This window comes from Pseudomonas sp. AO-1 (assembly GCF_019775695.1).
Taxonomy (GTDB): domain Bacteria; phylum Pseudomonadota; class Gammaproteobacteria; order Pseudomonadales; family Pseudomonadaceae; genus Aquipseudomonas; species Aquipseudomonas parakoreensis.
On sequence record NZ_CP079947.1, the window covers coordinates 1,956,639 to 1,982,926 of the forward strand.

Genomic DNA, 26,288 nt, shown 5'->3' on the forward strand with positions numbered 1-26,288 from the left:
CGCAAATTTGTGTACCCCGGAGTCACTGTGGGAGCTGGCTTGCCAGCGATAAGGCCATCAACCTCACAACAAATATCAGCCGGCTTTGCGCAACGCCGCAATCAACTCGTCCTTGCGCATCGAAGACCGCCCGGCGATATTCTTCGCCCGCGCCTCTTTCCGCAGACTGTCGACAGTCTGCGTCTCGCGCGAAGTCTTGCTGTCGCGCGCATGTCCCTCGCGACTGGCCACCGCTCGCCGCGATGATTCTTTGCGATCTTCGGACTTGGCACTCGCCGGTTTCCTGCGTCCGGAGCCGCCAGCCTTTTCGCCACCGCCCGACTGTTTGTTGACCGTCGCCCAGGCCCGCGCCTCGGCTGCATCCTTCGACAAGCCTTTTTTCTCATAGCTGTCTTCGATGTGTTCGGCCTTGCGCTTCTGCTCGGCGGTGTATTTGTCTTTGCTTCCACGAGGCATGGGATTTCTCCTTGCACCAGTAGATGGGTTTCATGTGTAGGAGCTGCCGAAGGCTGCGATTTTTTGATTTTAAAAAGCAAGATCAAAAGATCGCCGCCAGCGGCAGCTCTTAAAAGATCATGTGTTCACACAACCACCGCTTCTAGACATCCAGCTTTCTCGCCGCTTCAACGCCCGCGGCACTGAGCTTGATCGGCAGATTCAAGGAGTGTTCGCCGGCCTCGTTGCAGGTCACATGACCATGGTGAATCAGTCCGCGATCCTGCAGGGCGGCGAGGGCGCTGGCCACGACTTTCTCACCGCGATAGTTGTCCAGCACCTCTTTGCCCAATCCACTCGGATGGGCGTGCAGCAGGCGGGTAAGGACTTCTTTTTCCAGGTTTTTATCGACGTTCATGGTTACCTCTTCATGGATGTGAATAGGACGCTCGCGTCGGCGAACTACTGCCCGCTGCCTTCGGAACCCGAGCCACCGGTAGTGGTTTTCGAGCCGATGCCGGGGCCGGCGTTATCGGGTGTTGCGGGGGAGTCGGGGGTGTTCATGCCACCCTGGCGGCCGGGGTCACTGCCTTGTGTGCGTGGGTCGGTGCCAGTGGCCGGTGGCTGGTTGATCAACGGAACCCCGGAGCCATCGGTGTTCATGCCTGGGGCACTGTTAATGGCCGGGGCGCGCGGTGATGGAACCGGATCGGTAGGGCCGGTGCCCGCTGCAGTGGTAGAAGCGGCGAAAACCGCAGGGCTCAGCAGGGCGGCGAAAACGAGGGCAGTCAACCTTGACGGGATCATAGGGCTTCTCCAGTGATTGGAATCCTTACCTGTGTTTGGTCTGCCCCTGAATCGGATTGGTGCCTGATGATCGACGAACGGTCTATTGGCGAAGTGCGGCATCAATGCCGATCTCTTCCTTGAACTGCTCCATGAAACCCTTCAGACGCTGATGGCGGATCTGCGCCAGACGCTGACCAGCGCCAGTCTGGAAACCGTCGGCCAGGTGCAGCAGCTTGGTCTGAAAGTGGTCGAGGCAGAAGCGTGTGTCGTCGTAGTCGCGCTCCTTGGCTTCAGGGTCCAGCGGGTCATACAACGCACTGCCCATGCGCCCGGCGACGTAGAAGGTGCGGGCAACGCCGAGCATGCCCAGCGAGTCGAGCCGATCGGCGTCCTGGACCAGTTTCGCTTCGAGGGTCAGCGGGGTGATGTTGGCGGAAAAACTGTGGGCTTCGATGGCGTGGCTGACGGCGGCGATTTTGCTTTCGGGCCAATCCAGATCGGCCAACACGTTGGCGGCTTTGTCAGCGGCAAGGCGCGAGGCCTGCGAGCGCAGCGGCGAGTTCTTTTCGACAGCTACGCAGTCGTGCAGCAGCACGGCGGCGAGCAATACTTCGAAGTCGCCGCCTTCCTCGGCCTGCAAGGTGCGCACGGTGTGCCAGACCCGTTGCAAGTGAGCGAGGTCGTGGGCACCGTCGTCGGAGGTCTCCAGAGCGTGGGGCAGCAACTCGGCGGCGAGTGAGGTGAGCGGCGCAAAAGCAGTGGCGTTCATGAACATCCTTGCAGACTTACCTGAATTTTGAAGCCCATGATACTTCTGTGGTGAGGGGATTTATCCCCGATGGAGTGCGAAGCACTCCCCTTTTTCAAGGCTGCTGCGCACCCCATCGGGGATAAATCCCCTCACCACAAGGTTCTCTACCAGGTATGGAATGTGACGAGCGCCGCCCACGGCTTTAGTATGGCGCTTTCCCTTTTCCGACAAGGCCCGTTCATGACGATCGAAATCCGCCCGGCGACCCCCAGCGATGCGCCGCAAATCCTCGCCTTCATCACCGAACTGGCAGATTTCGAAAAGGCCCGCCACGAAGTGATCGCCAGCGTCACCGATATCGAGCGCAGCCTGTTCAGTGAAGGCGCCACGGCCCATGGTCTGATCTGCCTGCGTGACGGTGTGCCGATCGGTTTTGCGGTGTTCTTCTTCAGCTATTCGACGTGGCTCGGCAGCAATTGCCTGTACCTCGAAGACCTCTACATCACCCCCGAACAGCGCGGCGGCGGTGCCGGTAAAACCCTGCTGCGGCATCTGGCGAAAATCGCCTGCGACAACGACTGCGGTCGCTTCGAATGGAGTGTGCTGGACTGGAACACCCCGGCCATCGAATTCTACAAATCCCTTGGTGCGCAGCCGCAGGAAGAGTGGGTGCGCTATCGCATGGATGGCAAGGTGTTGCGTGAGTTTGCCGAGGGATGATCGTCAGGGCGTCGATGTGGTTTTGGCGGTGTCATCATCAGTCATTTCCCAGTTGCCGCTGAGCAACCCATCAAGCGTCTTTCGCACGGAAATCTTGAAAGCCCCGGCCTTCTCTTCATCGAAGGCCGCCTTCCAGTAGGTGTAGCCCTGGCTGAAATCCGGAATCTGCGCCGTTTCTCCCACGCGCCGAGTCAGGCTGCGCTGCAAAGCCTCGGCCTGGAAAGGCAGGTGGGGCATTGCGGTGAACTCGCCTCCGGTGACCGGGTTGATCATCCGAATGCCATCAACGCGGATATGCACGACGGTGCCGTAATGCGGATAACCTTCGATTTTGAGGATGGTCAAGGTCGAGGCTTCTTCACCCGGCCGGGTGTTGTAAGCCCAGATATCACCCTCCTTGATAGCGGGCAAGGCGCTGGCAATCGCCGCGAAGCAGAGTGCGCCACAGAGCAGTAACGCCGTTAAAGCGGTTTTCATTTTTTCTTCCCTGAACATATCGAGAGCGGTCGTCGCATGGACGCGGCCGGCATTTTAAAGATTTGGCAGAGAAACGCTTGTTACACTTGTAAATCCCATAATATGGGAATGATATTTATATATTGAGATTTTCCTGCGCCAAGGTTTATAGTCCGTCGCACTCACTGCCAAAAACAAAACAGGTGAAGCGATGCAGGCGCAATTGATCGCGCTCGATTGGGGGACGACCTCATTACGTGCTTACAAACTCGCGGCGGGCGCAGTGGTGCTGGAGCAGCGTGCGCTGTCGTCCGGAATCATGCAGTTACCGAAGACGCCGCGAGTCATCAACGGTGGTGAATGCTCCGACGGTTTTGAATTGGCCTTCGAAGAGGCGTGTGGCGACTGGCTTGATGCGCAGCCGGATCTGCCGGTGATCGCCTGCGGCATGGTGGGCAGCGCCCAGGGCTGGCGCGAGGCGGCCTACTGCGAAACGCCGGCAAACGTCGCCAATCTCGGAAATTCCTTACAAACACTGGTCAGTCTGCGCGGCACGCGGGTACATATCGTGCCGGGGGTGATCCAGCGTTCACGCCTGCCGAATGTGATGCGCGGCGAAGAAACTCAGGTCCTCGGCGTACTGCAGAACCTGCCGGCGGAGGCGGGCGGCGATCTGTTGATCGGTCTGCCGGGCAGCCATTCCAAGTGGGTGGAAGTGATCGACGGCTGCATCACGCATTTCGATACGTTCATGACCGGCGAAGTGTTCGCCGTGCTCAGTGAACACAGCATTCTCGGGCGTACCCAGCAACAGGGTGCAGCGTTCGATGGGCTGGCGTTTGACCGTGGCGTGCAAGTGGCGCTGTCGGCGGACGGCGAACTGGGTGTGCTCTCCACATTATTCAGTGCACGCGCTTTGGGCCTGACCGGCGAACTGGCCCCGACGGCGCAAGCGGATTACCTGTCCGGGCTGATGATCGGCCATGAACTGGCGGCGCTTGCCGCGGTGCAGCGGCGCCGGCGCCACAGCGTGCATCTGCCGGCAATCATCCTTATTGGCAACGCGCAACTCTGCGCCCGTTACGGCCGTGCCCTCGAGGCTTGCGGTTTCGCTCGCGTCACGCTGGCCGAGCAGGCCACCGAGCGTGGCCTGTGGCAACTGGCGCTGGCCGCCGGACTGCTCGATTCCTCATCCCGTTAACCCTGACTGGAGGCCTGACATGCTCAAGCAAGCACTGGCACAAAACGGTCTGATCGCAATCCTGCGTGGCCTGCATCCGCAGGAAGCCGCAGCGGTCGGAGAAGTCCTGTATGCCGCCGGATTTCGCGTCATCGAAGTACCGCTCAATTCCCCGTCGCCGTACGAAAGTATCCGCATCCTGCGTCAGACCTTGCCCGCCGATTGCCTGATCGGTGCCGGTACGGTGCTGACCCCGGAGCAGGTCGAACTGGTGAAAGAGGCTGGCGGCCAGGTGATCGTCATGCCGCACAGCGATGCCAAGGTACTGCGAGCAGCGAAAGCGGCGGGGCTGTACCTGTCGCCGGGTGTCGCCACGCCGACTGAAGCGTTCGCGGCGCTGGAGGAGGGTGCGGACATTCTCAAGCTGTTCCCGGCCGAGCAGATGAGCCCGGCGGTGGTCAAGGCGTGGCTCGCGGTGTTGCCTTCCGGGACGGTGCTGGCGCCGGTCGGCGGGATCACCCCGGACAACATGCAAGCGTTCATCGACGCCGGCGTGAAAGGTTTCGGCCTCGGTTCCGGCCTGTTCAAACCGGGCATGACGGTTGAGCAAGTGGCCGCCAACGCCAAGGCCTATGTGGCTGCCTGGAAGGCCCTTCGCTGAGATTTATCCGGCGCTGCGTGCGCTGCATCTAACAAGAGAGACAAGCAGATGAAAATCACCAAACTCACCACCTTCATCGTGCCGCCGCGCTGGTGCTTCCTCAAGGTCGAAACCGATGAGGGCGTGACCGGTTGGGGCGAGCCTGTGGTCGAAGGCCGCGCACACACCGTCGCCGCTGCCGTTGAAGAATTGTCCGACTACCTGATCGGCAAAGACCCACGCAACATCGAGGACATCTGGACTGTGTTGTACCGCGGTGGCTTCTACCGTGGTGGCGCGATCCACATGAGTGCGCTGGCCGGTATCGATCAGGCGCTGTGGGACATCAAGGGCAAGGCCCTTGGTGTGTCGGTCAGTGATCTGCTCGGCGGTCAGGTGCGTGACAAGATCCGCGTGTATTCGTGGATCGGTGGCGACCGTCCGGCCGACACCGCACGTGCCGCGAAAGAGGCAGTGAGCCGTGGCTTTACGGCAGTCAAAATGAACGGTACCGAAGAGCTGCAGTTCCTCGATTCCTTCGAGAAAGTCGATCTGGCCCTGGCCAATGTCGCCGCCGTGCGCGATGCGGTCGGGCCGAACGTCGGCATCGGTGTCGACTTCCACGGTCGGGTGCACAAGCCGATGGCCAAGGTGCTGATGAAGGAGCTCGACCCGTACAAGCTGATGTTCATCGAAGAGCCGGTGCTCAGTGAAAACTATGAGGCACTGAAGGAGCTGGCGCCGTTGACCAGCACGCCGATTGCCCTCGGTGAGCGGCTGTTCTCGCGCTGGGACTTTAAACGGGTGTTGAGCGAAGGCTACGTCGACATCATTCAGCCCGATGCCTCCCACGCCGGCGGCATCACCGAGACCCGCAAGATCGCCAACATGGCCGAAGCCTACGACGTGGCGTTGGCGCTGCATTGCCCGCTGGGGCCGATTGCGCTGGCGGCGTGTCTGCAACTCGACGCGGCTTGTTACAACGCGTTTATCCAGGAGCAGAGCCTGGGTATCCATTACAACGAGAGCAACGACTTGCTCGACTATGTGAAGGATCCGCGGGTGTTCGACTACGACCAGGGCTTCGTGAAGATTCCGAACGGGCCGGGACTGGGCATCGAGATCAACGAAGAATACGTGATCGAGCGTGCCGCTGTCGGCCACCGCTGGCGCAACCCGATCTGGCGCCATGCCGACGGCAGTTTTGCCGAGTGGTGAGTCCCTTCTGACCCACCCAAAATCCACTGTGGGAGCTGGCTTGCCAGCGATGACGGCGGCACATCCGACATTGATGTAACAGATGCACCGCTATCGCTGGCAAGCCAGCTCCCACAGGGTTCGGCGCAAGTTTTACGATTGTCCTCAAATAATCATAAGAAGAGGCACCCCCATGCCAACGCAAACCCTCACCGGGCAGGCGTCTTTAGTCACGCCCAGCCGCAAGCGATTTTTCATCATGGTGCTGCTGTTCATCACCGTGGTCATCAACTACCTCGACCGCAGCAACCTGTCGATTGCCGCGCCCGCGCTGACCAGCGAACTGGGCATCGACCCGGTTCACGTCGGGCTGATTTTCTCCGCATTCGGCTGGACCTACGCCGCGATGCAGATCCCCGGCGGCTGGCTGGTGGATCGGGTGCCGCCGCGCATTCTCTACAGCGTCGCGCTGCTGTTGTGGTCGCTGGCCACGGTGCTGCTCGGCTTCGCCGCGAGTTTCATCGCGCTGTTCGTGCTGCGCATGGCGGTCGGCGCGCTGGAAGCGCCGGCCTATCCGATCAACAGCCGCGTGGTCACCACCTGGTTTCCCGAGCGCGAGCGAGCCACGGCAATTGGTTTCTACACTTCCGGGCAATTTGTCGGCCTGGCGTTTCTGACCCCGGTGCTGGCCTGGCTGCAACATGAGTTCGGCTGGCACATGGTGTTCGTCGCAACCGGTGCGGCTGGCATCATCTGGGCAGCGATCTGGTATGCGGTGTATCGCGAACCGCGAGACTTCAAGGGCGCCAACAACGCGGAGATTGACCTGATCCGCGAGGGTGGCGGACTGGTAGACATTCAAGCGCAAGCAACCAAGGCCTCATTCAGCTGGACCGATCTCGGCATCGTCCTAAGCAAACGCAAGTTGTGGGGCATCTACCTCGGCCAGTTCTGTCTGAACTCGACGCTGTGGTTCTTCCTGACGTGGTTCCCGACCTATCTGGTGAAATATCGCGGCATGGACTTCATCAAATCCGGCCTGTTGGCGTCGCTGCCGTTTCTTGCCGCGTTCATTGGCGTGCTGTGTTCGGGGTTCTTTTCCGACCTGTTGATCCGCCGTGGCTGCAGCGTCGGCTTTGCGCGCAAGTTGCCGATCATTGGCGGGCTGCTGATTTCCACCTCGATCATCGGTGCCAACTTCGTTGAATCGACACCGCTGGTGATTGCCTTCCTGGCGCTGGCGTTTTTCGGTAACGGGCTGGCGTCGATCACCTGGTCGCTGGTCTCGACCCTCGCTCCGGCGCGGTTGCTGGGGTTGACCGGTGGGGTGTTCAACTTCATCGGCAACCTGTCGGCGATTGCCACGCCGATTGTCATCGGTTTCCTCGCCAGCGGTGATTCGTTCGCCCCGGCGATTACTTACATCGCGGTTCTGGCGCTGATCGGTGCATTGTCCTACGTGCTGCTGGTGGGCAAGGTCGAGCGTATCGAGTTGTAGTCGTCTGCGTCGGGCGACCATAATGCCGCCCGTTCCCTCGCTCAACGGTAAAGGCTGGATATGCAGGAAGACGCCCCGGAAAAAACCAAGGACGCCGCACCCACCGGCACCCAGACGCTGCTTCGCGGCCTGGGCGTGGTGCACGCGGTGGCCAGTGGCGCCCGCGATCTGAAAGAGATTGCCCGGCTGATCGGCACCACGCGCAGCACCACCCATCGTCTGGCCAGTTGCCTGGTGGACGAGCGCTATTTGCGCGTAGTGCCGCAAATCGGCTATCTGCTGGGGCCGAAGCTGATCGAGCTGGGGTTTCAGGCGCGTGAAGAGTTGCCGCTGGTGAGTCTGGCCGGGCCGTATCTGGACGAGTTGTCGGCGCTGACCGGCGACACCGTGCACCTGGGCATTCGCGAAGGCGATGAGGTCTTGTACCTGCTGAAGAATCCGGGGCGCAACGGCCCGGAAATGCGCTCGCGAGTCGGCCACCGCATGCCGTTGGCGCGCACCGGGATCGGCAAGGCGTTGATGCTCGATGATGCGCCGCAGGATTGGCAGCGCCTGTACGACATCAGCCTGCCGGCGGGTGGGAAAAGTCAGTTCTGGCCGCAGCATCCCCAGCAATCGTGGGAACAGCTCGAGCAGCGCATGACCGAGTACGTGGCCGGCGGCTACGCCTTCGATCTGGAGGACAACGAACCGTCGATCCGCTGCGTGGCGGCGCCGATTCGCGATGCGAGCAAGCGCATTGTCGCGGCGATCAGCATCGCCAGCACCGTGCCGTACATGCCGCTGGAAAAAATGGCCGAGCTGATCCCCCTGATCAAAGGGGTCACAGCCCGGCTCTCGGCGGAGCTTGGCTTGAAGGTTTAAAGCTTCAAGGTCGCCATGTCGATCACGAAGCGGTACTTCACGTCACCGGCAATCATCCGCGCGTAAGCTTCGTTGATCTGGCGGATGTCGAGCATTTCGATGTCGCAGGTGATGTTGTGCTCGGCGCAGAAATCCAGCACTTCCTGGGTTTCGGCGATGCCGCCGATCAACGAGCCGGCCAGCACGCGACGGCCCAGCACCAGGTTGGCGGCGTGCACGGGCGGATCGATCGGTTCGATCAGGCCGACCAGAATGTGCACGCCATCAAAGCGCAGGGTTTGCAGGTACGGGTTGAGGTCGTGCTGCACCGGAATGGTGTCCAGCAGGAAGTCGAAACGGCCCGCAGCGGCGGCCATTTGCTCGGCATCGGTGGAGACGATCACATGATCGGCGCCCTGACGACGGCCTTCTTCGGCCTTGCTCGCCGAACGGGTGAACAGCGTGACTTCCGCACCCATGGCCTTGGCGAACTTGATGCCCATGTGGCCGAGGCCGCCCATGCCGAGAATCCCGACCTTGTCGCCGGCCTTGACCCCGTAGTGCTTGAGCGGCGAGTAGGTGGTGATGCCAGCGCAGAGGATCGGCGCGGCGCTGGCCAGATCCAGCTTTTCCGGAATGCGCACCACGAAGTGCTCGCTGACCACGATGCTGTCCGAATAACCGCCCATGGTGTTGCTGCCGTCGACCCGGTCCGGGGTGGCGTAGGTCATGGTCGGGCCTTCGAGGCAGTATTGCTCGAGGTTCTGCTGGCAGGCGGCGCAGGTGCGGCAAGAGTCGACCATGCAACCGACACCGACCAGGTCGCCGACTTTATGTTGAGTGACGTTGGCACCGATGGCGGTGACTTTGCCGACGATTTCGTGGCCGGGCATCAACGGATACACGGCGATGCCCCATTCGTTGCGCGCCTGGTGGATGTCGGAGTGGCAGACGCCGCAGTACAGGATCTCGATCGCCACGTCGTCGGCGCGCGGGCTGCGGCGTTCGAATTTCATCGGGGCGAGGGGAGTGGTGGCCGATTGAGCGGCATAACCGATAGCGGTGTACATGAGAAACCTCGCAGAAGCAGTGACAGGTGAGGTGGCGCATTTTGGGCGCCGACTGCCGCTGCGGCCATGACGATTCCTCCGGGTCTCATGCCTAATCCTCCGGCATGCAGGTCTGGGCAAGCGCATTGGCAAAAGGATCTGCGATGATGCTTGCATGCCTTTTTCCGTGACTTTTTTGAAGACCCCTCCGATGCAGTTGACTCGCCACCTTGATGCCAATGCCACGCTGGTTTCGCTGATCGAGCCGCTGGCGCTTTGCGACGGTTACAGCCAGACCGGGTTACCCGGTGTGCAGGTGTTGCGCGCCAGTTGCGACGTGGCGCGTGGCCCGCACATTTATGAACCGAGCCTGATGATCATCGCCCAAGGCAGCAAACTGGCGTTCCTCGGCCCGCGCACCATGGAATATGGCGCCGGGCACTACCTGATTCAGGCGCTGCCGGTGCCGTTCGAGTGTGAAACCTTTGCCTTGCCGGATGCGCCGTTGCTGGGTGTGTCGGTGGCCATCGACCGGGTGTTGCTCGGCGAACTGGTGCTGGCCATGGGGCTGGCGCCGGGGCGGCACATTCCGGCGCAGACACCGGAGTCGATGACCTCGGTGGTGCTCGACGATGACATGCGAGGCTGTGTCGAACGCTTGCTGCGTTGCCTGCACGATCCGCTGGAGCGGCAGATTCTCGGACCGGCACGGGTCCGCGAATTGTTGTTCACTGCGTTGCGCGGGCCGCAGGCCGATGTGTTGCGCGCACTGGTCGAACAGCAGGGGCAGTTCGCCCGGGTGGCGGCGTCGATCAGTCATCTGCATGCGCATTACACCGAGCCGCTGAATGTCGAGACGTTGGCCAGTTGCGCCAACATGAGCGTGTCGTCCTTCCACGAGCACTTCAAGCGCAGCACGCTGTTGTCGCCGGTGCAGTATCTCAAGCGCCTGCGCTTGCTCAAGGCGCAGACCTTGCTGGTCGCCGAAGGGCTGGGTGTGGCGCAAGTGGCGCATCGGGTGGGGTATCAGAGCACTTCGCAGTTCAGTCGCGAATACAAGCGCTACTTCGAGCGCAGTCCGGGCGAGGAACGCGTGGCCTGAGAGTTTGCGTGACCCTGTGGGAGCTGGCTTGCCAGCGAAGGCGGTGATCCAGGCTGCCAAGATGTCGACTGACACGGCCCCATCGCTGGCAAGCCAGCTCCCACAGGGGATGATGTGATGCATTAAATTTTGGGCAACAAAAAGGCCCCCATTTCGGGAGCCTCGTTGTTCAGCGATGCGACTTACATGTTCGGGTAAGTCGGGCCGCCAGCGCCTTCCGGCGTGACCCAGGTGATGTTCTGCGAAGGGTCCTTGATGTCACAGGTCTTGCAGTGCACGCAGTTCTGGGCGTTGATCTGGAAGCGCTTTTCACCGTCTTCCTTGGTGATCACTTCATATACACCGGCCGGGCAGTAGCGCTGTGCCGGTTCGTCGTACATCGGCAGGTTGCGGCTCAGCGGAATGCTCGGGTCGGTCAGCTTCAGGTGGCACGGTTGCTCTTCTTCGTGGTTGGTACCGGAGATGAACACCGAGCTCAGTTTGTCGAAGCTGAGTTTGCCGTCCGGCTTCGGATAGTCGATCTTCTTGCAGTCGGCCGCGAGCTTCAGGCAGGCGTAGTCCGGTTTGGTGTCGTGCAGGGTGAACGGCAGTTTGCCGCCGAAGATATTCTGGTCCAGCCAGTTGAAGCCACCGCCGACAATCGCGCCGAACTTGTGGATCGCCGGGCCGAAGTTGCGGCTGGCAAACAGTTCGTCGTAGAGCCAGCTCTTCTTGAACGCGTCGACGTAAGTGGTCAGCTCTTCGGTGCCATCCTTCTCGGCGAACAGGGCGTCGGCCACCGATTCCGCGGCGAGCATGCCGGACTTCATCGCGGTGTGGCTGCCTTTGATCTTGGCGAAGTTCAGGGTGCCGAGGTCGCAACCGATCAGCGCGCCGCCCTTGAAGACCATTTTCGGCAGCGAGTTCAGGCCACCTTTGCAGATCGCGCGGGCGCCGTAGCTGACGCGTTTGCCGCCTTCCAGGTACTGCGCCAGCACCGGGTGATGCTTGAGGCGCTGGAACTCATCGAACGGCGACAGGTAAGTGTTGCTGTAAGACAGGTCAACGATCAGACCGACCACAACCTGGTTGTTTTCCAGGTGATAGAGGAACGAGCCGCCGGTGTTTTCGGTGCCCATGATGTCCAGCGGCCAACCGGCGGTGTGCACCACCAGGCCTGGCTGGTGTTTGGCCGGGTCGATTTCCCAGATTTCTTTCAGGCCGATGCCGTAGTGCTGGGCGTCGGCATCGCTGTCGAGGTTGTAGCGCTTGATCAGTTGCTTGCCGATGTGGCCACGGCAGCCCTCGGCGAACAGCGTGTACTTGCCACGCAGTTCCATACCCGGGGTGTACAGGCCTTCTTTCGGGTTGCCTTCGCGGTCGACGCCCAGATCACCGGTGATGATCCCGCGCACGATGCCGTTTTCGTCGATCAGCGCTTCCTGAGCGGCGAAGCCCGGGTAGATTTCCACGCCCAGGTTCTCGGCCTGCTGGGCCAGCCAGCGGCACAGGTTGCCGAGGGAAATAATGTAGTTGCCTTCGTTGTGCATGGTCTTGGGCACAAAGAAGTCAGGGATTTTCTGCGCGCTGTCGGCGTTTTTCAGCACGAAAATGTCATCGCGGGTGACCGGCGTGTTCAGCGGGGCGCCGAGTTCTTTCCAGTCCGGGAACAGTTCGTTCAGAGCGCGTGGTTCGAACACGGCACCGGACAGGATGTGTGCGCCGACTTCGGAGCCTTTTTCGACCACGCAGACGCTGATTTCCTTACCGGCTTCGGCGGCCTTCTGCTTCAGACGGCAGGCGGCGGACAGGCCAGCGGGGCCGGCACCGACGATGACCACGTCGAATTCCATGTATTCGCGTTCCACAGGCTATCTCCTACTCAAGGCTCAACAGTTTTTTTTCTAATTTGGAGGTTCGGTGTCGTATCCGTTATTGCCTTTACGTTAACGTCAAGGGTAATAATGGGCAAACCACCTTTCTCTCTAGGCGGCGCATTATATCTACACCACTCGGAGCGTCCAATACAAACGTTTGTTTGAATCGGCTCCAGCCCAGAGAAATCAAAGAAGCGCGGCTTATGAACGGCCATTTTGCCGTATTGACCGGAATAGGCGTTCCGGTCAAGATACGGGCGGTTTTGCGCTCGCCGTAGGCAGACTGGCGGTTTCAAGAGCACCTCTAAAGACAGGGCACAGGCAATTGAAGGTGATGCGCAGCGCAAGTCCGGCGCGCAGTTTACACACCGTGCGATTCAATGACCCGTTGGTCACCACTGACGAACGGTCATCGCCCCCAGCCAGCGTTTTTAGAGGTGCCCTTGTGCCCGATGAGCATCAACCGCCAGGTTCGCCTAGGCGACTTTCTTTTCACCGGAGAGTAACGAGGAATCCATGAAGGTTCTTGTAGCTGTCAAACGCGTTGTGGATTACAACGTCAAGGTTCGCGTCAAGGCGGACAATTCCGGCGTAGACCTCGCCAACGTCAAGATGTCGATGAACCCGTTCTGCGAAATCGCAGTGGAAGAAGCCGTACGCCTGAAAGAGAAAGGTGTTGCGACTGAAATCGTCGTCGTCTCCATCGGCCCGTCCACCGCTCAGGAACAGCTGCGTACCGCACTGGCTCTGGGTGCCGACCGTGCCATCCTCGTCGAATCCGCTGAAGACCTGACTTCGCTGGCTGTGGCCAAGCTGCTCAAGGCTGTGGTCGACAAGGAACAGCCTCAGTTGGTGATCCTGGGCAAACAGGCGATCGACAGCGACAACAACCAGACCGGCCAGATGCTCGCTGCACTGAGCGGCTACGGTCAGGGCACTTTCGCTTCGAAAGTCGAAGTCTCCGGCGACAGCGTTGCCGTGACCCGCGAAATCGACGGCGGCGCGCAGACCGTTTCCCTGAAACTGCCGGCCATCGTCACCACCGACCTGCGTTTGAACGAGCCGCGCTACGCGTCCCTGCCAAACATCATGAAAGCCAAGAAGAAGCCTCTCGAAGTGCTGACTCCGGACGCTTTGGGCGTTTCCACCGCCTCCACCAACAAGACCCTGAAAGTCGAAGCGCCGGCTGCACGCAGCGCGGGTATCAAGGTCAAGTCGGTGGCTGAACTGGTCGAGAAACTGAAAAACGAAGCGAAGGTAATCTAAAAATGACTATCTTGGTAATCGCTGAACACGACAACAAAGTGCTGGCCCCGGCCACGCTGAACACCGTGGCTGCTGCTGCCAAAATCGGCGGCGACATTCACGTACTGGTCGCAGGTCAGGGCGCTGGCGCCGTGGCCGAAGCTGCGGCGAAAATCGCAGGCGTGAGCAAAGTCCTGAACGCTGACAACGCTGCTTACGCGCATCAGTTGCCGGAAAACGTAGCTCCGCTGGTTGCAGAGCTGGGCAAGGGCTACAGCCACATCCTGGCTGCCGCCACGTCCAACGGCAAAAACATCCTGCCGCGCGTTGCCGCTGCACTGGACGTTGACCAGATCTCCGAGATCATCTCGGTAGAAAGCGCCGACACCTTCAAGCGTCCGATCTACGCCGGTAACGCCATCGCTACCGTGCAATCGACCGCTGCGATCAAAGTGATCACCGTGCGTGCCACCGGTTTCGACCCGGTTGCTGCTGAAGGTGGTTCGGCGGCTGTTGAGGCCGTTGCTGCTGCGCACGACGCCGGCACTTCCAGCTTCGTCAGCGAAGAACTGGCCAAGTCGGATCGTCCTGAGCTGACCGCTGCCAAGATCGTGGTTTCCGGCGGTCGTGGCATGCAGAACGGTGACAACTTCAAACACCTGTACGCCCTGGCCGACAAGCTGGGCGCTGCCGTGGGCGCTTCGCGCGCTGCGGTCGACGCAGGTTTCGTACCAAACGACATGCAGGTCGGTCAGACCGGCAAGATCGTTGCGCCACAGCTGTACATCGCGGTCGGTATCTCCGGCGCGATCCAGCATTTGGCCGGCATGAAAGACTCCAAAGTGATCGTCGCGATCAACAAGGACGAAGAAGCGCCGATCTTCCAGGTGGCCGATTACGGTCTGGTGGCCGATCTGTTCGAAGCGGTACCTGAGCTGGAGAAGCTGGTCTAATCCGGCAGCTTCACTTATAAAGAGCCCGGCCTTATGGTCGGGCTTTTTTTTGTCTCGAATTTGAGTGGGAGCGTTTGCCATGGATCTGCGCCGCAGGTTGTTATTGGGATTGATCCTGTTGCCGGGGATGGCTGCGGCTGCCGGCAAATGCGAGCGCCTCGTCGTTACCGGCAGTCCGGACGCGCCGCCGTACTTGTGGCAGGACCCGCAGAATCCCAAACATCTGATCGGCGCCAGTGCCGACCTGTTGCAGCAAGTGGCCAAGGATCTGGGGATCAAGGTCGAGCTGCTCTACGCCGGCAAACGCGCGCAGGCCCTCGACGAAGTGCGCAGCGGGCGCATGGACATGCTGGCGGACACGCCGCTGATGTTCAATGAGCTGGAGAACCTCGACTACGTCTATCCGCCGTTGCTCGAAAACGACTACCTGGTGTGGACGCGCAAAGGCTCGACGCTCGCCTACAGCGAAGCAAAAGATCTGCACGGGCACGCTGGCGGGTTGTCGGAAAAGTCTCGAATGACCCAGGCTTTTGGCACTTTCGCCGAGCAGAATCTGACCCTGACGCGGACAGCAAACATCACTCAGGCCTTTCAGAAACTTCTGCTGGGCGAAGTGGAATATGTACTCGCTGGGCGCTATTCGGGCATGGCTGCCGCGCAGGCATTAGGCATGGCCAATGATCTGCTGGCGTTCGAGCAGCCGATCGACCGACCGGGATTGTTCCTCGCGGTTTCACATAACTCGGCCTGCAACGATCCGTGGTTGCGCGGACAGCTCGCTAAAAAGATGACAGAATTGCCCGCGTCCGGACTGATCGAGGCCGCGCTGCAACGCAATATCGAGCGCTGGAAGGCCCAGCAGCAACAACCGCAGCCACCTGTCAGTGCCCCAAAACAGTAGGGATTCTTAGTGAGTATTCGACCTCTTTTCGCGGCCATGGCCGTTCTGGCCCTGGCCGGCTGCGCCAACGATCCGGCACCCCATGAGCAAATGCGCCTGACCGAGCAGGCCATCACCCAGGCCAAGGCTGTCGGTGCGACCGCCGATGAAATGCCGGAAATGAAACTGGCCGAAGACAAGTTCAACCGGGCCAAGGGCAACATGACCGACGAGTCTTTCAAGAACGCCCGCATGCGCGCCGAACAGGCCGAGCTGGATGCGCGTCTGGCCGAAGCCAAAGTGCTGACGCAAAAGAGCGAAGAGCAACTCAACGTGCTCAACACCCGCATCATCCGCCTGCGCAAGCAACTGGGAGATGCCCAATGAGCCTCAAGTCCAAAATCCTCGGCGGGATGATTCTGGCCGGTTGCGCAAGCCTCTATGGCTGCGCCGGTCAACACGGCGAAACCGCACTGCAACAGGCTGGCAGCGACTTTCAGAAGGTCAAGGAAGATTCCAATGTGCTGCGTATCGCGCCGAAGGATGTGATCCGCGCCGGTGAGTCGCTGGCCCGCGCCGATCGCCTGTCCACCTATTGGGGCAGTGGCGCGGACGTGGTGCATTACGCCTACTTGAGTCAGCGCTACAGCGAAATCGCTCGCGAACACACCAATCTGGTGCTCAACGAAGAGCGCGCGGCGAAGCTTGAACTGGAGCGTCAGCGTCTGCAGCTGGCCCTGCGCGAGTCCAAACTGCTGAGCGTGCAGCAGCAGGGTAAATGGCTTGAGGAACAGATCGTGGCGTTGGCCACTACGCAGACCGATCGCGGCCTGGTGATGACCCTCGGCGATGTACTGTTCGACACTGGCGAGGCGGAGCTGAAGAACTCGGCCAATCGCGTGGTGTTGAAGATTGTGCAGTTCCTGCAACTCAACCCGAAACGTGTGGTGCGTATCGAGGGTTACACCGACAGCACCGGTGGCAAACAGGAAAACCTCAAGCTGTCGCGTGATCGCGCGCAAGCAGTAGCCGATGTGTTGATGGACCTGGGGATTGAGGACAAGCGGATTCAGGTCGAAGGTTACGGTGACGAATACCCGGTGGACGCCAACGCTTCCGAGCGCGGTCGGGCACAGAACCGTCGGGTGGAAATTGTCTTCTCCGACGAAAAAGGCCAGCTCGGCGCCGCCCGTTGAGGGCTGCGTCTCTGGAAAGCCCGGCCTGTCATGCAGCGCCGGGCTTTTTTACGACTGTCGAATAGCACGCAAATCCGTACAGCTTTGGCTGACACTGCACTGTACGGTCGACTATGGTGGCAACTGTCCCAGTACACTTCTAAACTGTTCCGGTATTGTTTCACACAAGAATAAAATGCCCGTGAAATCGAGTGCTGCGTCATGACCAACCTCTTGCTCTACCAACGTATTGCTCAACAATTGGCGGAAGACATCCGGCGCGGTGTCTATCAACCCGGAGAACGCGTGCCGTCGGTGCGCAAGATGAGTTCGCAGCTCAATGTCAGCCATGCGACGGTGTTGCAGGCTTATGCCAATCTCGAAGATCAGGGCCTGATCCGCGCACGGCCGCAATCCGGTTACTACGTGCACCAGACCCCGGCACTGACGGCGCCGACCCCGGACATCGCCCGGGTCGAGCGCCCAGGCCTGGTCACCCGCGCCAGTATCATTCAGCAAGTGTTGGTCGAGTCTCGCCGCGAGGGGGTTTTCCCGTTAGGCGCTGCGGTGCCGAGTGTCGATTACCTCCCGGTTCGCGCACTGCATCAGCAACTGGCCAAGGTCACCCGATTCCACAGCCCACGCGCCTTCAGCTACATGTTCAGCCCGGGTTTCGAACCGTTGCGCCGGCAGGTGGCAATCCGCATGCGCGACGCCGGGGTGGTGGTCGATCCGTCGGAAGTGGTCATTACCCACGGCTGTGTCGATGCGCTGCAGATGTCGCTGCGGGTACTGACCCGTCCGGGAGATCTGATCGCTGCCGAATCGCCGACCTATTACGGTTTGCTGCAACTGGCCGATCTGTTGGGCCTGAAAGTGATCGAGATCCCCAGCGATCCGGCCACCGGCATGAGCCTCGAAGCCTTGCAACTGGCGGCCAACCAATGGTCGATCAAGGCTTTGGTTCTGACCACGCGCCTGAGCAATCCGCTGGGCGGCACCATGCCGGAAGAACGGCAGAAACAACTGCTGCGTCTGGCTTCGGACTTCGATATCCAGATCGTCGAAGACGATATCTATGGTGAGTTGATGTTCGAACAGGGCCGCACCAAAGCCCTCAAGGCTTACGATCGACTGGATCGGGTGATTTACTGCTCGAGCTTTTCCAAAACATTGTCGCCGGGCGTGCGCGTCGGCTGGATGATTGCCGGCAAATATCAGCAGGAAATCCAGCGTCTGCAGACTTTCACCACGCATTCGGCGTGCAGCGTGACGCAGATGGCGATTGCCGCTTATCTGGAAAATGGCGGTTATGACCGGCATTTACGGTACATCCGCCAGGAATACCGGAAAAATCTCAGCGCGTTCCAGTTGGCGGTGCAGCAGTACTTTCCCGAAGGTACACAGATGACCCGGCCCACGGGCGGTTTCATCCTCTGGGTGAGTCTGCCGGGCAGGGTCAATACCCAGGAATTGCATGTCCGCGCATTGCAGCAGGGCATCAGCATTGCACCGGGGCTGATCTTCAGTAATACCGAGCAGTTCAATCACTGCATCCGCCTGAACTGCGGCACACCGTGGAATCGCGAGGCGGAAAGGGCGCTGATGACCCTCGGTCTGCTGGCGACTCAACTGTGCCAGGAAACGGCTGGCGGTTTCTGAACGGGGGGCGCGTCGTGCTTGTCTTGTGACGCTCAACAGGCGAGCATATGGCCCTCTGCCGTTAGTGTTGTAGGGTTCATGAAAGCGATTTTGCCTGCTGCCTGGATATTGCTTGGTGTGTTGATGATGGGCCATACGCCCGGTGTCATGGCAGCTGCCGTTCAGGAAAAGCCCGCAACGTCCGCGCCGGCAAACAAACCGGCGGCGAGCAAAAAAGCCGTTGCGGATAACAAAGCTGCGGTTAAAAAAGCCCCACAGAAGAAAGCCGCCGCGGTGAAGAAACGGCCCCCGGTCGCGTCCAAGTCGAAACCGGCCAGTGAGGTGGTGAAAACCAGATTGCCGCCGGCCAAGCTGGATCTGAGCCTGCCCAAGGACATGGTCCAGCAACTAAAACCCGCCGGTACTGTATCGCTGCCCAAGCATGAGGCGATCCTGCCGCAGATGTTCGGCGAGAAAAACAGCGGCTTCCAGCTCAATGGTCGCCTGCTCAGCAACGAAATGCAGTTGCAGCTGCGCAACGATGAGCGCCGTGATATCGAAGGCGCAGCACTGGATTTCGAGTTCAAGCAATAAATTCAATCGATCCGTGACCCGCGAACCAGACGCTTTGTCGGAGACTGGTCAGTCACATTCAGTTATCGGTAAAAACCCCGGTGCAGGGAATTTGAAACAACCGTTTTAGCGGTTACTCTGTCCGTGTCTCTTTAACACATTGCCCGTCGCGAGGACTTGCTCGTCATGAAATGCCGTGAAGGCTGTGGCGCTTGCTGTATTGCCCCCTCCATCAGTTCTGCCATTCCAGGCATGCCCAACGGCAAACCTGCCGGCGAACGTTGCGTGCAACTCTCGGTCGAAAACCTGTGCAGCATTTTCGGCCAGCCGGAGCGTCCGGCGGTTTGTTCAGGATTTGCCGCCGATGTCGAAGTCTGCGGCAGCAGCTCCGAGGAAGCGATCAAACTGATCGGCTGGTGGGAGCAGATGACGGCGGCGTGATGTGTCAAACGAACGGAACTTCAACAATAAGGAATAAGACTATGGGTTCGCTGCATCGTATCGCTGTGTTGTGTGGTTTGACCGCTGTGCTGGCTACTTCGGTGGCTCAGGCCGAGGACTGGAAGGTCGCCAAGGAACAGGACGGGATCAAGGTCTCGCTGGCTGAAGTACCGGGCTCGGATTACAAGTCCTATCAGGGCGTGACTCTGATGAAGACCACCGTGGCCAAACTGCGTGCCTTGCAGGAAGACGTGTCCGGAGCCTGTGCGTGGATCTACGAGTGCAAGGCCCAGAAGCTGCTCAAGCACGAGGGCGATCAGAGTTGGACCTATACGCAGTTCAACACGCCGTGGCCAGTCACTTCGCGTGATTCGGTGCTGCACATCACCACCGTGGAAGGTGCCGATGGCAGCCTGACCCGCAACCTCGAAGGCTTGCCGAAGTACATTCCCGAAGAGAAAGGCTTTGTGCGCGTCACTCAGGTCAAAGGCTTCTGGAAGTTCGTGCCGAAAGGTGATCAGGTCGAAGTGACCTATCAAGTGCACACTGAGCCAGGCGGCAGCGTACCGGCCATGGTTGCCAACAAGTTTGTGGTTGATGCGCCGTTCAACACCCTTAAAGCCCTGAAAGAGCGCGCCGAGAAGTAATCCGCGCGCTTTGCGCAAAAACGCCCCGATCGATTCGGGGCGTTTTGTTTTGTCGTTATATTATGTTTCCAGATATGCGCTGCACGAAATTTTCACAAAGCGTTCCTGACAATTCGCCCGCGCAATGCGTGCTGTCTGCGAACGATTGCCTTTATGAAAGAGTCGGGCAGCGGGGCACTAATCAATGGCAATGCTGCCGGTGATCGTGCAACATTTGCGCACCGCGCACGCCCCGGGGCCTGGAATGGCCAATAGAGGGCATGGCGCCGCTGTATTTTGCAACTTCAACTTCCAATGGGTCCTAAAACGACATGGCAAACCCGGACGCCCTGAATCAGCAGCGATCTTCAACTCGCCTGCTGCAACCGACCGTCAAATCGCATCTGGCCTACACCCTGTTGTGTGCCCTGGTCATGATGGTGATGTTTTCCGTGCTGCGCCTCGCGCTGCTGGTCTACAACCGCGAGATGATCCTCGATACCCCGGCTTCGACCTTCCTCGAAGCGTTCGCCAACGGCCTGCGTTTCGACCTGCGCCTGGTGGTCTACGTCTGCGTTCCGTTGCTGCTGGCACTGTTCAGCGCGCGGGCGATGGCTGCGCGCGGGTTCTTCCGTCTGTGGCTGACCGTGGCGTCCAGCATCGCGCTGTTCCTCGGCCTGATGGAGATGGACTTCTACCGTGAGTTCCACCAGCGCCTCAATGGCCTGGTATTTCAGTACGTGAAAGAAGACCCGAAAACCGTGATGAGCATGCTCTGGTACGGTTTCCCGGTGGTGCGCTACCTGCTGGCGTGGGTGATCGGCACCGTGATCCTGACCTTGGCTTTCAAGGGCGCGGATCGTGCAACCCGTCCGCGCGGCCCGTTCAGCGGCGGCAATGTCGGCACCCGTCAAGTGGCGCCGTGGTACACCCGTCTGGCGGTGTTTGTGGTGTGCCTGCTGATCTGCGTCGTGGCGGCCCGTGGCACCCTGCGTCAGGGCCCGCCGCTGCGCTGGGGTGACGTGTACACCACCGAATCGAACTTCGCCAACCAGCTTGGCCTCAACGGCACGCTGTCGCTGATCGCCGCCGCCAAGGACCGCATGGGTGAAGATCGCAACAACATCTGGAAAGCCACCCTGCCGCAGGAACAGGCGCAGAAAGTGGTGCGCGAGATGCTGGTGATGCCGGACGACAAACTGGTCGATGCCGACATTGCGGCGGTGCGTCGTGACTACACGCCACCGGCCGACAAGACCCTGCCGATCAAGAATGTGGTCGTGATCCTGATGGAAAGCATGGCCGGTCACTCGGTGGGCGCTCTGGGCGCGCCGGGCAACATCACGCCGTACCTCGACAAACTGTCGAAGGAAGGCCTGCTGTTCGACCGTTTCTTCTCCAACGGCACCCATACCCACCAGGGCATGTTTGCGACCATGGCGTGCTTCCCGAACCTGCCGGGTTTCGAATACCTGATGCAGACCCCGGAAGGCAGCCACAAACTCTCCGGCCTGCCGCAGCTGCTCAGTGCGCGCAAGTATGACGACGTGTATGTCTACAACGGCGACTTCGCCTGGGACAACCAGTCGGGCTTCTTCAGCAACCAGGGCATGACCAACTTCGTTGGCCGTAACGACTTCGTCAACCCGGTGTTCTCCGATCCGACCTGGGGCGTGTCCGACCAGGACATGTTCGACCGTGGTCTGGTGGAACTGAAGGCGCGGGAAAACGGCAAGCCGTTCTATGCGCTGCTGCAAACCCTGTCCAACCACACGCCGTACGCCTTGCCGACGCCTTTGCCGGTGGAGCGCGTGACGGATCGCGGCACGCTCAACGAACACCTCACGGCCATGCGTTACGCCGACTGGGCCCTGGGTCAGTTCTTCGAGAAGGCGCGCAAAGAGCCGTACTTCAAGGAAACCCTGTTCGTCATCGTCGGCGACCACGGTTTCGGCAACGAGCGTCAGATCACCGAAATGGACCTGGGCCGCTTCAACGTGCCGATGCTGATGATTGCGCCGGGCATTCAGGAGAAGTTCGGTACCCGTGACCACACCGTGGGCACCCAGATCGACATCGTGCCGACCATCATGGGTCGTCTGGGTGGCGAAGTGCGTCACCAGTGCTGGGGGCGCGACCTGCTCAACCTGCCGGCCGGCGACACCGGTTTTGGTGTGATCAAGCCGTCGGGCAGCGAGCAGACCACTGCCATCGTCACCGCTGACCAGATCCTGGTCTTGCCGAAAGAGAAGGAAATGGCACCGAAGATCTACCAGTACCAACTGGGCGCGAACCCTTCTGCCGAGATCATTCCGGACGCACCGCGTACCGCCGAATTGAAACTCAAGCTTGAAGCGTTTCTGCAAACGGCGACCAAGAGCCTGATGGACAACACGGCCGGTGTGATCAACGGCAAGCCGGACTGATAAAACCGCTGCATAAAAAAAGAGGCCCCTGAGGGCCTCTTTTTTTGTCTTGGGGTTTTATATCCTGCCAAGTAACAGCAAGACCAACAGCACCACCAACACCACGCCAATAATGCCCGAAGGGCCATAACCCCAACTTCTGGAGTGCGGGAAGACCGGCAGACCACCGATCAGCAACAGGATCAGGATAATGATAAGAATTGTGCCCATGTCGATTTCCTTGTTTATAGCGTTCGAGAAGTCTTGGTATTCAAGGGCGACTGGAGGCTAACTAATTCCAGGCGGCTTACAAATTCCGACCGGTGCGTATGAAAGAAAATTCAATGTTTTTTTAATGTATTTGGATGACTCGTTTATTTCCTTTGAAGCGCGAGATCAAAAGATCGCAGCCTTCGGCAGCTCCTACAGGGAACTGATGTAGGCGCTGCGGAAGGCTGCGATCTTTTGATCCTGTATTCAGCATTCTGATGGAGCGTGGGTGGCCAGTGTTCCTTCGCTACACTCCGCGCATCTCCTACAGAACAACAAGGCTGTCTGCTATGCAAAATCGCATGATGATCACGGGTGCGGGCTCAGGTTTAGGTCGCGAACTTGCACTGCGCTGGGCGCGTGAAGGCTGGCAGCTGGCCTTGTCCGACGTCAGCGAACCTGGCCTGCAGGAAACCCTGAAGCGGGTGCGCGAGGCCGGTGGCGACGGGTTCATCCAGCGCTGTGATGTGCGTGATTACAGCCAGCTCACCGCGTTTGCCCAGGCCTGCGAAGAGAAGCTCGGCGGCATCGACATCATCGTCAACAACGCCGGTGTGGCGTCCGGCGGGTTCTTCAGCGAACTGTCGCTGGAGGACTGGGACTGGCAGATCGCGATCAACCTGATGGGTGTGGTCAAAGGCTGCAAGGCCTTCCTGCCGCTGCTGGAACAGAGCAAAGGCAAGATCATCAACATTGCTTCGATGGCGGCATTGATGCAGGGCCCGGCGATGAGCAATTACAACGTGGCCAAGGCCGGTGTGGTGGCGCTGTCTGAAAGTTTGCTGGTGGAACTGGCGCAGCAGGAAGTCGGGGTGCATGTGGTCTGCCCGTCGTTCTTCCAGACCAACTTGCTCGACTCGTTCCGTGGCCCGACGCCAGCCATGAAAGCTCAGGTTGGCAAGTTGCTGGAAAGTTCTCCGATCAGCGCAGCCGACATCGCCGACTACATTTATCAGCAAGTGGCCGCCGGCGAGTTCATGATCCTGCCGCACGAGCAGGGACGCATGGCCTGGGCGATCAAGCAGAAGAACCCGCAACTGATCTACAACGAAATGACCACCATGGCCGATAAAATGCGCGCCAAGGCCAAACAAACCAACGGCTGAACTTGCCCCATGGGTGTCGCGTCGTTAGGGTGGCCGCAATGGTCACCCTGTCGAGACGCATCAATGCTCAATTACCTGTGGTTCTTCCTCGCGGCGCTGTTTGAAATCGCCGGTTGTTTCGCCTTTTTCATGTGGTTGCGCCAGGGCAAAAGTGCCTTGTGGGTGATCCCGGCGCTGCTCAGCCTGACGCTGTTCGCCCTGTTGCTGACCCGTGTCGAAGCGGCTTACGCCGGTCGCGCCTATGCCGCCTATGGCGGGATCTATATTGTCGCGTCAATTGGCTGGCTGGCAGTGGTTGAACGGGTACGTCCCTTGGGTTCGGACTGGATCGGCGTGGCGCTGTGCGTGATCGGCGCCAGTGTGATCCTGTTCGGGCCGCGGTTTAGCGCCGCGTGAGGCGAGACTGTTTAGCGATTTGCAGGAAACGTCTGACGGGCGCAGCGCTTGCGGGTGTAGGGCAAGACTGAATTGCTCGCCACGCATTGTAGAGCGGGCGCGCACCGCGCATCTTCAGGGCTGGCTAACCCTTGAAGGACGAACTCCATGCTTGTACTCAGCCGTGTTGTGGGCGAGTTGATTTCCATCGGTGACGACATTTCCCTGCGGGTGTTGTCCGTCAACGGCTCCAGTGTGCGCTTTGGTGTCGAAGCGCCGCAGAAGATCAATGTGCACCGTTCGGAGGTCTACGAGCGGATTCAGCGCAAACAGGCCACCGAGAAGGTCCGCTAGTCGAACAGGTGCTTGGGCACGTCGTGTTTGAGCATCAGTTGGCATTGTTCGCTTTCCGGGTCGAAGACGATCAGCGCCTGGCCTTTGGTCAACGCCTGGCGTACGCGCAGCACGCGGGTTTCCAGCGGCGTGTCATCACCGTTGTCGGTGCCATCGCGAGTGACAAAGTCCTCGATCAGGCGGGTGAGGGTGTCGACTTCTAGAGCGTCGTAGGGAATCAGCATGGGCACCTCAGCTAAATCAATGGCGGGATGCTACGGCGATTGGTGGCTGGCTGCCAGTTTTGTGTGGGCAGTATCGGCCCTATCGCTGGCAAGCCAGCTCCCACAGGGTTTGATGGTGTACACAAACAACTGAGCCACCCCGAAAACTGTGGGAGCTGGCTTGCCAGCGATGGGGCCAGTCCAGCCACCACGGAAGCCCGTATCAGCTGTCGGAGCGCTGCCCCACCAGACTGTCCACCGAAGGCACTCGCGTATCGCTCTCCATCTGCGTGTCGTGCTCGATCTGGTGACTGAAGCGATCCAGCGAAGCATTGGCCGGCGCGGCATCGCTGGCAAATACCGGCGGACTCAGAATGTACGCTCCAAGCAAACGACTGAGCGCCGCCAGACTGTCGATGTGCGTGCGCTCGTAGCCATGGGTTGCATCACAACCGAAGGCGAGCAGGGCCGTGCGAATGTCGTGCCCGGCGGTCACCGCCGAATGCGCGTCGCTGAAGTAATAGCGGAACAGGTCGCGCCTTACCGGCAGTTCGTTTTCGCTGGCCAGCCGCAGCAAATGCCGCGACAGGTGATAGTCGTATGGCCCGCCGGAATCCTGCATCGCTACGCTCACCGCGTGCTCACTGGAATGCTGGCCCGGCGCGACCGGTGCAATGTCGATGCCGACGAATTCGCTGACATCCCACGGCAAGGCTGCTGCCGCGCCGCTGCCGGTTTCTTCGGTGATGGTGAACAGCGGATGACAGTCGATCATCAATTCCTGGCCGCTGTCGACGATGGCTTTGAGCGCGGCGAGCAGCGCGGCGACACCCGCCTTGTCGTCGAGGTGACGGGCGCTGATGTGGCCGCTGTCGGTGAACTCCGGCAACGGGTCGAACGCCACCACGTCGCCGACACTGATGCCCAGTGAGTCGCAATCGGCCTTGGTCGCGCAGTAGGCATCCAGACGCAGTTCGACGTGATCCCAACTGATCGGCATTTCGTCCACGGCGGTGTTGAACGCGTGCCCGGAGGCCATCAATGGCAACACGCTGCCGCGAATCACACCGTTGTCGGTGAACAGGCTGACCCGGCTGCCTTCGGCAAACCGACTCGACCAGCAACCGACCGGGGCCAGGGTCAGGCGACCGTTGTCTTTCACCGCGCGCACGGCGGCGCCAATGGTGTCGAGGTGCGCGGAAACGGCGCGGTCGGGGCTGTTTTTCTTGCCCTTGAGCGTGGCGCGAATGGTGCCGCGACGGGTCATTTCGAAAGGGATACCGAGTTCTTCCAGACGCTCGGCGACGTAGCGCACGATGGTGTCGGTGAAGCCGGTGGGGCTGGGGATGGCGAGCATTTCCAGCAGGACTTTTTGCAGGTAGTTCAGATCCGGTTCGGGAATTTGTGTGGTCATGGAAACTCCTGATGAGTTGAGGCGCATCGATGGTTTCGATGAGGGAATTTGTGTTGCCTGTCAGGGCCTCATCGCTGGCAAGCCAGCTCCCACAGTGATTGGGTACACCGA

The 26,288-nt window shown here is 60.0% G+C and carries 30 protein-coding genes; 20 read left to right on the forward strand and 10 right to left on the reverse strand.

What is annotated here, in order from left to right; genetic code table 11:
• Positions 1–75: 75 nt before the first annotated feature.
• From KVQ82_RS09060 to KVQ82_RS09075, 4 genes are all read right to left on the reverse strand, one after another.
• Entirely contained in the window at positions 76–456 is a 381-nt protein-coding gene (locus KVQ82_RS09060) for a Rho termination factor N-terminal domain-containing protein (RefSeq protein WP_222018658.1), read from the reverse strand.
• Between the two features lie 142 nt (positions 457–598).
• Positions 599–853, reverse strand: coding sequence for a hypothetical protein (locus tag KVQ82_RS09065; RefSeq protein WP_007961959.1), 255 nt, complete (start codon positions 851–853; stop codon positions 599–601).
• A gap of 44 nt (positions 854–897) precedes the next feature.
• Complete coding sequence (locus tag KVQ82_RS09070; RefSeq protein WP_047295624.1) at positions 898–1,242, reverse strand: hypothetical protein; 345 nt, start codon at positions 1,240–1,242, stop codon at positions 898–900.
• Positions 1,243–1,324: 82 nt separating this feature from the next.
• Positions 1,325–1,993, reverse strand: a complete 669-nt coding sequence (locus KVQ82_RS09075; RefSeq protein ID WP_108183468.1) for an HD domain-containing protein — start codon at positions 1,991–1,993, stop codon at positions 1,325–1,327.
• A 222-nt stretch (positions 1,994–2,215) separates the two neighbouring features.
• Between KVQ82_RS09075 and KVQ82_RS09080 the strand changes: the two genes are divergently transcribed.
• Positions 2,216–2,695, forward strand: a complete 480-nt coding sequence (locus KVQ82_RS09080) for a GNAT family N-acetyltransferase (RefSeq protein WP_007961964.1) — start codon at positions 2,216–2,218, stop codon at positions 2,693–2,695.
• A 3-nt stretch (positions 2,696–2,698) separates the two neighbouring features.
• On the opposite strand, the gene KVQ82_RS09085 is transcribed toward KVQ82_RS09080, so the two are convergent.
• A complete protein-coding gene (locus KVQ82_RS09085) occupies positions 2,699–3,172 on the reverse strand; it encodes a hypothetical protein (protein WP_108183467.1) in 474 nt (157 codons plus the stop codon).
• A 190-nt stretch (positions 3,173–3,362) separates the two neighbouring features.
• Here KVQ82_RS09085 and KVQ82_RS09090 point away from each other — a divergent pair, with 190 nt between their 5' ends.
• The 5 genes from KVQ82_RS09090 to KVQ82_RS09110 all read left to right on the forward strand — a co-directional run bounded on the left by KVQ82_RS09090 (position 3,363) and on the right by KVQ82_RS09110 (position 8,530).
• Positions 3,363–4,352 (forward strand): 2-dehydro-3-deoxygalactonokinase, encoded by a 990-nt coding sequence (locus KVQ82_RS09090; protein WP_222018659.1) that lies wholly within the window; start codon positions 3,363–3,365, stop codon positions 4,350–4,352.
• Between the two features lie 19 nt (positions 4,353–4,371).
• The gene (locus tag KVQ82_RS09095) at positions 4,372–4,992 is read left to right on the forward strand and encodes a 2-dehydro-3-deoxy-6-phosphogalactonate aldolase (protein ID WP_103369247.1); all 621 of its coding nucleotides are present in this window, start codon (positions 4,372–4,374) and stop codon (positions 4,990–4,992) included.
• 48 nt (positions 4,993–5,040) lie between these two features.
• Positions 5,041–6,189: a galactonate dehydratase gene (gene dgoD / locus KVQ82_RS09100; RefSeq protein ID WP_007961968.1), complete on the forward strand. Its 1,149-nt coding sequence runs from the start codon at positions 5,041–5,043 to the stop codon at positions 6,187–6,189.
• Between the two features lie 172 nt (positions 6,190–6,361).
• On the forward strand, positions 6,362–7,666 hold the full coding sequence (locus KVQ82_RS09105; RefSeq protein ID WP_041069255.1) for an MFS transporter: 1,305 nt from the start codon (positions 6,362–6,364) through the stop codon (positions 7,664–7,666).
• 60 nt (positions 7,667–7,726) lie between these two features.
• Positions 7,727–8,530 (forward strand): IclR family transcriptional regulator, encoded by an 804-nt coding sequence (locus KVQ82_RS09110; RefSeq protein WP_041069258.1) that lies wholly within the window; start codon positions 7,727–7,729, stop codon positions 8,528–8,530.
• Here the strand turns inward: KVQ82_RS09110 and KVQ82_RS09115 are convergent.
• Positions 8,527–9,579, reverse strand: coding sequence for an NAD(P)-dependent alcohol dehydrogenase (locus KVQ82_RS09115; RefSeq protein WP_041069261.1), 1,053 nt, complete (start codon positions 9,577–9,579; stop codon positions 8,527–8,529). The genes KVQ82_RS09110 and KVQ82_RS09115 overlap by 4 nt on opposite strands.
• 190 nt (positions 9,580–9,769) lie before the next feature.
• Here KVQ82_RS09115 and KVQ82_RS09120 point away from each other — a divergent pair, with 190 nt between their 5' ends.
• Positions 9,770–10,660 carry an AraC family transcriptional regulator gene (locus KVQ82_RS09120; RefSeq protein ID WP_047295740.1) on the forward strand — a complete coding sequence of 297 codons (891 nt, stop codon included), beginning with the start codon at positions 9,770–9,772 and terminating at the stop codon, positions 10,658–10,660.
• 182 nt (positions 10,661–10,842) lie between these two features.
• Here KVQ82_RS09120 and KVQ82_RS09125 read toward each other — a convergent pair whose 3' ends face one another.
• Entirely contained in the window at positions 10,843–12,507 is a 1,665-nt protein-coding gene (locus KVQ82_RS09125) for an electron transfer flavoprotein-ubiquinone oxidoreductase (protein ID WP_108183462.1), read from the reverse strand.
• Between the two features lie 525 nt (positions 12,508–13,032).
• Here KVQ82_RS09125 and KVQ82_RS09130 point away from each other — a divergent pair.
• The 10 genes from KVQ82_RS09130 to KVQ82_RS09175 all read left to right on the forward strand — a co-directional run bounded on the left by KVQ82_RS09130 (position 13,033) and on the right by KVQ82_RS09175 (position 22,476).
• Positions 13,033–13,782, forward strand: a complete 750-nt coding sequence (locus KVQ82_RS09130) for an electron transfer flavoprotein subunit beta/FixA family protein (protein ID WP_003226982.1) — start codon at positions 13,033–13,035, stop codon at positions 13,780–13,782.
• Positions 13,783–13,784: 2 nt separating this feature from the next.
• Positions 13,785–14,714, forward strand: coding sequence for an electron transfer flavoprotein subunit alpha/FixB family protein (locus tag KVQ82_RS09135; RefSeq protein WP_007961977.1), 930 nt, complete (start codon positions 13,785–13,787; stop codon positions 14,712–14,714).
• Positions 14,715–14,793: 79 nt separating this feature from the next.
• Complete coding sequence (locus KVQ82_RS09140) at positions 14,794–15,615, forward strand: ABC transporter substrate-binding protein (RefSeq protein ID WP_222018660.1); 822 nt, start codon at positions 14,794–14,796, stop codon at positions 15,613–15,615.
• Positions 15,616–15,624: 9 nt separating this feature from the next.
• Positions 15,625–15,981 carry a DUF4398 domain-containing protein gene (locus KVQ82_RS09145; protein ID WP_047295606.1) on the forward strand — a complete coding sequence of 119 codons (357 nt, stop codon included), beginning with the start codon at positions 15,625–15,627 and terminating at the stop codon, positions 15,979–15,981.
• Positions 15,978–16,790 carry an OmpA family protein gene (locus KVQ82_RS09150; RefSeq protein ID WP_108183461.1) on the forward strand — a complete coding sequence of 271 codons (813 nt, stop codon included), beginning with the start codon at positions 15,978–15,980 and terminating at the stop codon, positions 16,788–16,790. The genes KVQ82_RS09145 and KVQ82_RS09150 overlap by 4 nt, the downstream gene beginning before the upstream one ends.
• 201 nt (positions 16,791–16,991) lie before the next feature.
• The gene (locus tag KVQ82_RS09155; protein WP_003226969.1) at positions 16,992–18,431 is read left to right on the forward strand and encodes a PLP-dependent aminotransferase family protein; all 1,440 of its coding nucleotides are present in this window, start codon (positions 16,992–16,994) and stop codon (positions 18,429–18,431) included.
• Between the two features lie 78 nt (positions 18,432–18,509).
• Entirely contained in the window at positions 18,510–19,004 is a 495-nt protein-coding gene (locus KVQ82_RS09160; RefSeq protein ID WP_222018661.1) for a translation initiation factor 2, read from the forward strand.
• A 165-nt stretch (positions 19,005–19,169) separates the two neighbouring features.
• Positions 19,170–19,424 (forward strand): YkgJ family cysteine cluster protein, encoded by a 255-nt coding sequence (locus KVQ82_RS09165; protein WP_041069283.1) that lies wholly within the window; start codon positions 19,170–19,172, stop codon positions 19,422–19,424.
• Between the two features lie 41 nt (positions 19,425–19,465).
• The gene (locus KVQ82_RS09170) at positions 19,466–20,071 is read left to right on the forward strand and encodes an START domain-containing protein (protein ID WP_222018662.1); all 606 of its coding nucleotides are present in this window, start codon (positions 19,466–19,468) and stop codon (positions 20,069–20,071) included.
• 311 nt (positions 20,072–20,382) lie between these two features.
• The gene (locus tag KVQ82_RS09175) at positions 20,383–22,476 is read left to right on the forward strand and encodes an LTA synthase family protein (protein ID WP_041069289.1); all 2,094 of its coding nucleotides are present in this window, start codon (positions 20,383–20,385) and stop codon (positions 22,474–22,476) included.
• A 57-nt stretch (positions 22,477–22,533) separates the two neighbouring features.
• Here the strand turns inward: KVQ82_RS09175 and KVQ82_RS09180 are convergent, their stop codons facing one another.
• A complete protein-coding gene (locus KVQ82_RS09180) occupies positions 22,534–22,692 on the reverse strand; it encodes a DUF3309 family protein (RefSeq protein WP_169432680.1) in 159 nt (52 codons plus the stop codon).
• Between the two features lie 323 nt (positions 22,693–23,015).
• Here KVQ82_RS09180 and KVQ82_RS09185 point away from each other — a divergent pair, with 323 nt between their 5' ends.
• From KVQ82_RS09185 to csrA, 3 genes are all read left to right on the forward strand, one after another.
• On the forward strand, positions 23,016–23,831 hold the full coding sequence (locus KVQ82_RS09185) for an SDR family oxidoreductase (RefSeq protein WP_041069294.1): 816 nt from the start codon (positions 23,016–23,018) through the stop codon (positions 23,829–23,831).
• A gap of 63 nt (positions 23,832–23,894) precedes the next feature.
• A complete protein-coding gene (locus KVQ82_RS09190; RefSeq protein WP_003226957.1) occupies positions 23,895–24,227 on the forward strand; it encodes a YnfA family protein in 333 nt (110 codons plus the stop codon).
• Positions 24,228–24,374: 147 nt separating this feature from the next.
• Positions 24,375–24,560 carry a carbon storage regulator CsrA gene (gene csrA / locus KVQ82_RS09195; protein WP_041069300.1) on the forward strand — a complete coding sequence of 62 codons (186 nt, stop codon included), beginning with the start codon at positions 24,375–24,377 and terminating at the stop codon, positions 24,558–24,560.
• On the opposite strand, the gene KVQ82_RS09200 is transcribed toward csrA, so the two are convergent.
• On the reverse strand, positions 24,557–24,784 hold the full coding sequence (locus KVQ82_RS09200; RefSeq protein ID WP_003192759.1) for a YheU family protein: 228 nt from the start codon (positions 24,782–24,784) through the stop codon (positions 24,557–24,559). The two genes, csrA and KVQ82_RS09200, sit on opposite strands and share 4 nt — an antisense overlap.
• A gap of 202 nt (positions 24,785–24,986) precedes the next feature.
• Positions 24,987–26,177, reverse strand: a complete 1,191-nt coding sequence (locus KVQ82_RS09205; RefSeq protein ID WP_041069309.1) for an osmoprotectant NAGGN system M42 family peptidase — start codon at positions 26,175–26,177, stop codon at positions 24,987–24,989.
• Positions 26,178–26,288 lie beyond the last annotated feature (111 nt).

What these genes read in the sequence shown, in the direction of transcription:
- KVQ82_RS09060 (WP_222018658.1), bottom strand. Translation starts at nt 456, where the DNA reads ATGCCTCGTGGAAGCAAAGACAAATACACCGCCGAGCAGAAGCGCAAG.
- KVQ82_RS09065 (WP_007961959.1), bottom strand. Translation starts at nt 853, where the DNA reads ATGAACGTCGATAAAAACCTGGAAAAAGAAGTCCTTACCCGCCTGCTG.
- KVQ82_RS09070 (WP_047295624.1), bottom strand. Translation starts at nt 1,242, where the DNA reads ATGATCCCGTCAAGGTTGACTGCCCTCGTTTTCGCCGCCCTGCTGAGC.
- KVQ82_RS09075 (WP_108183468.1), bottom strand. Translation starts at nt 1,993, where the DNA reads ATGAACGCCACTGCTTTTGCGCCGCTCACCTCACTCGCCGCCGAGTTG.
- KVQ82_RS09080 (WP_007961964.1), top strand. Translation starts at nt 2,216, where the DNA reads ATGACGATCGAAATCCGCCCGGCGACCCCCAGCGATGCGCCGCAAATC.
- KVQ82_RS09085 (WP_108183467.1), bottom strand. Translation starts at nt 3,172, where the DNA reads ATGAAAACCGCTTTAACGGCGTTACTGCTCTGTGGCGCACTCTGCTTC.
- KVQ82_RS09090 (WP_222018659.1), top strand. Translation starts at nt 3,363, where the DNA reads ATGCAGGCGCAATTGATCGCGCTCGATTGGGGGACGACCTCATTACGT.
- KVQ82_RS09095 (WP_103369247.1), top strand. Translation starts at nt 4,372, where the DNA reads ATGCTCAAGCAAGCACTGGCACAAAACGGTCTGATCGCAATCCTGCGT.
- dgoD (WP_007961968.1), top strand. Translation starts at nt 5,041, where the DNA reads ATGAAAATCACCAAACTCACCACCTTCATCGTGCCGCCGCGCTGGTGC.
- KVQ82_RS09105 (WP_041069255.1), top strand. Translation starts at nt 6,362, where the DNA reads ATGCCAACGCAAACCCTCACCGGGCAGGCGTCTTTAGTCACGCCCAGC.
- KVQ82_RS09110 (WP_041069258.1), top strand. Translation starts at nt 7,727, where the DNA reads ATGCAGGAAGACGCCCCGGAAAAAACCAAGGACGCCGCACCCACCGGC.
- KVQ82_RS09115 (WP_041069261.1), bottom strand. Translation starts at nt 9,579, where the DNA reads ATGTACACCGCTATCGGTTATGCCGCTCAATCGGCCACCACTCCCCTC.
- KVQ82_RS09120 (WP_047295740.1), top strand. Translation starts at nt 9,770, where the DNA reads ATGCAGTTGACTCGCCACCTTGATGCCAATGCCACGCTGGTTTCGCTG.
- KVQ82_RS09130 (WP_003226982.1), top strand. Translation starts at nt 13,033, where the DNA reads ATGAAGGTTCTTGTAGCTGTCAAACGCGTTGTGGATTACAACGTCAAG.
- KVQ82_RS09135 (WP_007961977.1), top strand. Translation starts at nt 13,785, where the DNA reads ATGACTATCTTGGTAATCGCTGAACACGACAACAAAGTGCTGGCCCCG.
- KVQ82_RS09140 (WP_222018660.1), top strand. Translation starts at nt 14,794, where the DNA reads ATGGATCTGCGCCGCAGGTTGTTATTGGGATTGATCCTGTTGCCGGGG.
- KVQ82_RS09150 (WP_108183461.1), top strand. Translation starts at nt 15,978, where the DNA reads ATGAGCCTCAAGTCCAAAATCCTCGGCGGGATGATTCTGGCCGGTTGC.
- KVQ82_RS09155 (WP_003226969.1), top strand. Translation starts at nt 16,992, where the DNA reads ATGACCAACCTCTTGCTCTACCAACGTATTGCTCAACAATTGGCGGAA.
- KVQ82_RS09160 (WP_222018661.1), top strand. Translation starts at nt 18,510, where the DNA reads ATGAAAGCGATTTTGCCTGCTGCCTGGATATTGCTTGGTGTGTTGATG.
- KVQ82_RS09165 (WP_041069283.1), top strand. Translation starts at nt 19,170, where the DNA reads ATGAAATGCCGTGAAGGCTGTGGCGCTTGCTGTATTGCCCCCTCCATC.
- KVQ82_RS09170 (WP_222018662.1), top strand. Translation starts at nt 19,466, where the DNA reads ATGGGTTCGCTGCATCGTATCGCTGTGTTGTGTGGTTTGACCGCTGTG.
- KVQ82_RS09175 (WP_041069289.1), top strand. Translation starts at nt 20,383, where the DNA reads ATGGCAAACCCGGACGCCCTGAATCAGCAGCGATCTTCAACTCGCCTG.
- KVQ82_RS09185 (WP_041069294.1), top strand. Translation starts at nt 23,016, where the DNA reads ATGCAAAATCGCATGATGATCACGGGTGCGGGCTCAGGTTTAGGTCGC.
- KVQ82_RS09190 (WP_003226957.1), top strand. Translation starts at nt 23,895, where the DNA reads ATGCTCAATTACCTGTGGTTCTTCCTCGCGGCGCTGTTTGAAATCGCC.
- csrA (WP_041069300.1), top strand. Translation starts at nt 24,375, where the DNA reads ATGCTTGTACTCAGCCGTGTTGTGGGCGAGTTGATTTCCATCGGTGAC.
- KVQ82_RS09200 (WP_003192759.1), bottom strand. Translation starts at nt 24,784, where the DNA reads ATGCTGATTCCCTACGACGCTCTAGAAGTCGACACCCTCACCCGCCTG.
- KVQ82_RS09205 (WP_041069309.1), bottom strand. Translation starts at nt 26,177, where the DNA reads ATGACCACACAAATTCCCGAACCGGATCTGAACTACCTGCAAAAAGTC.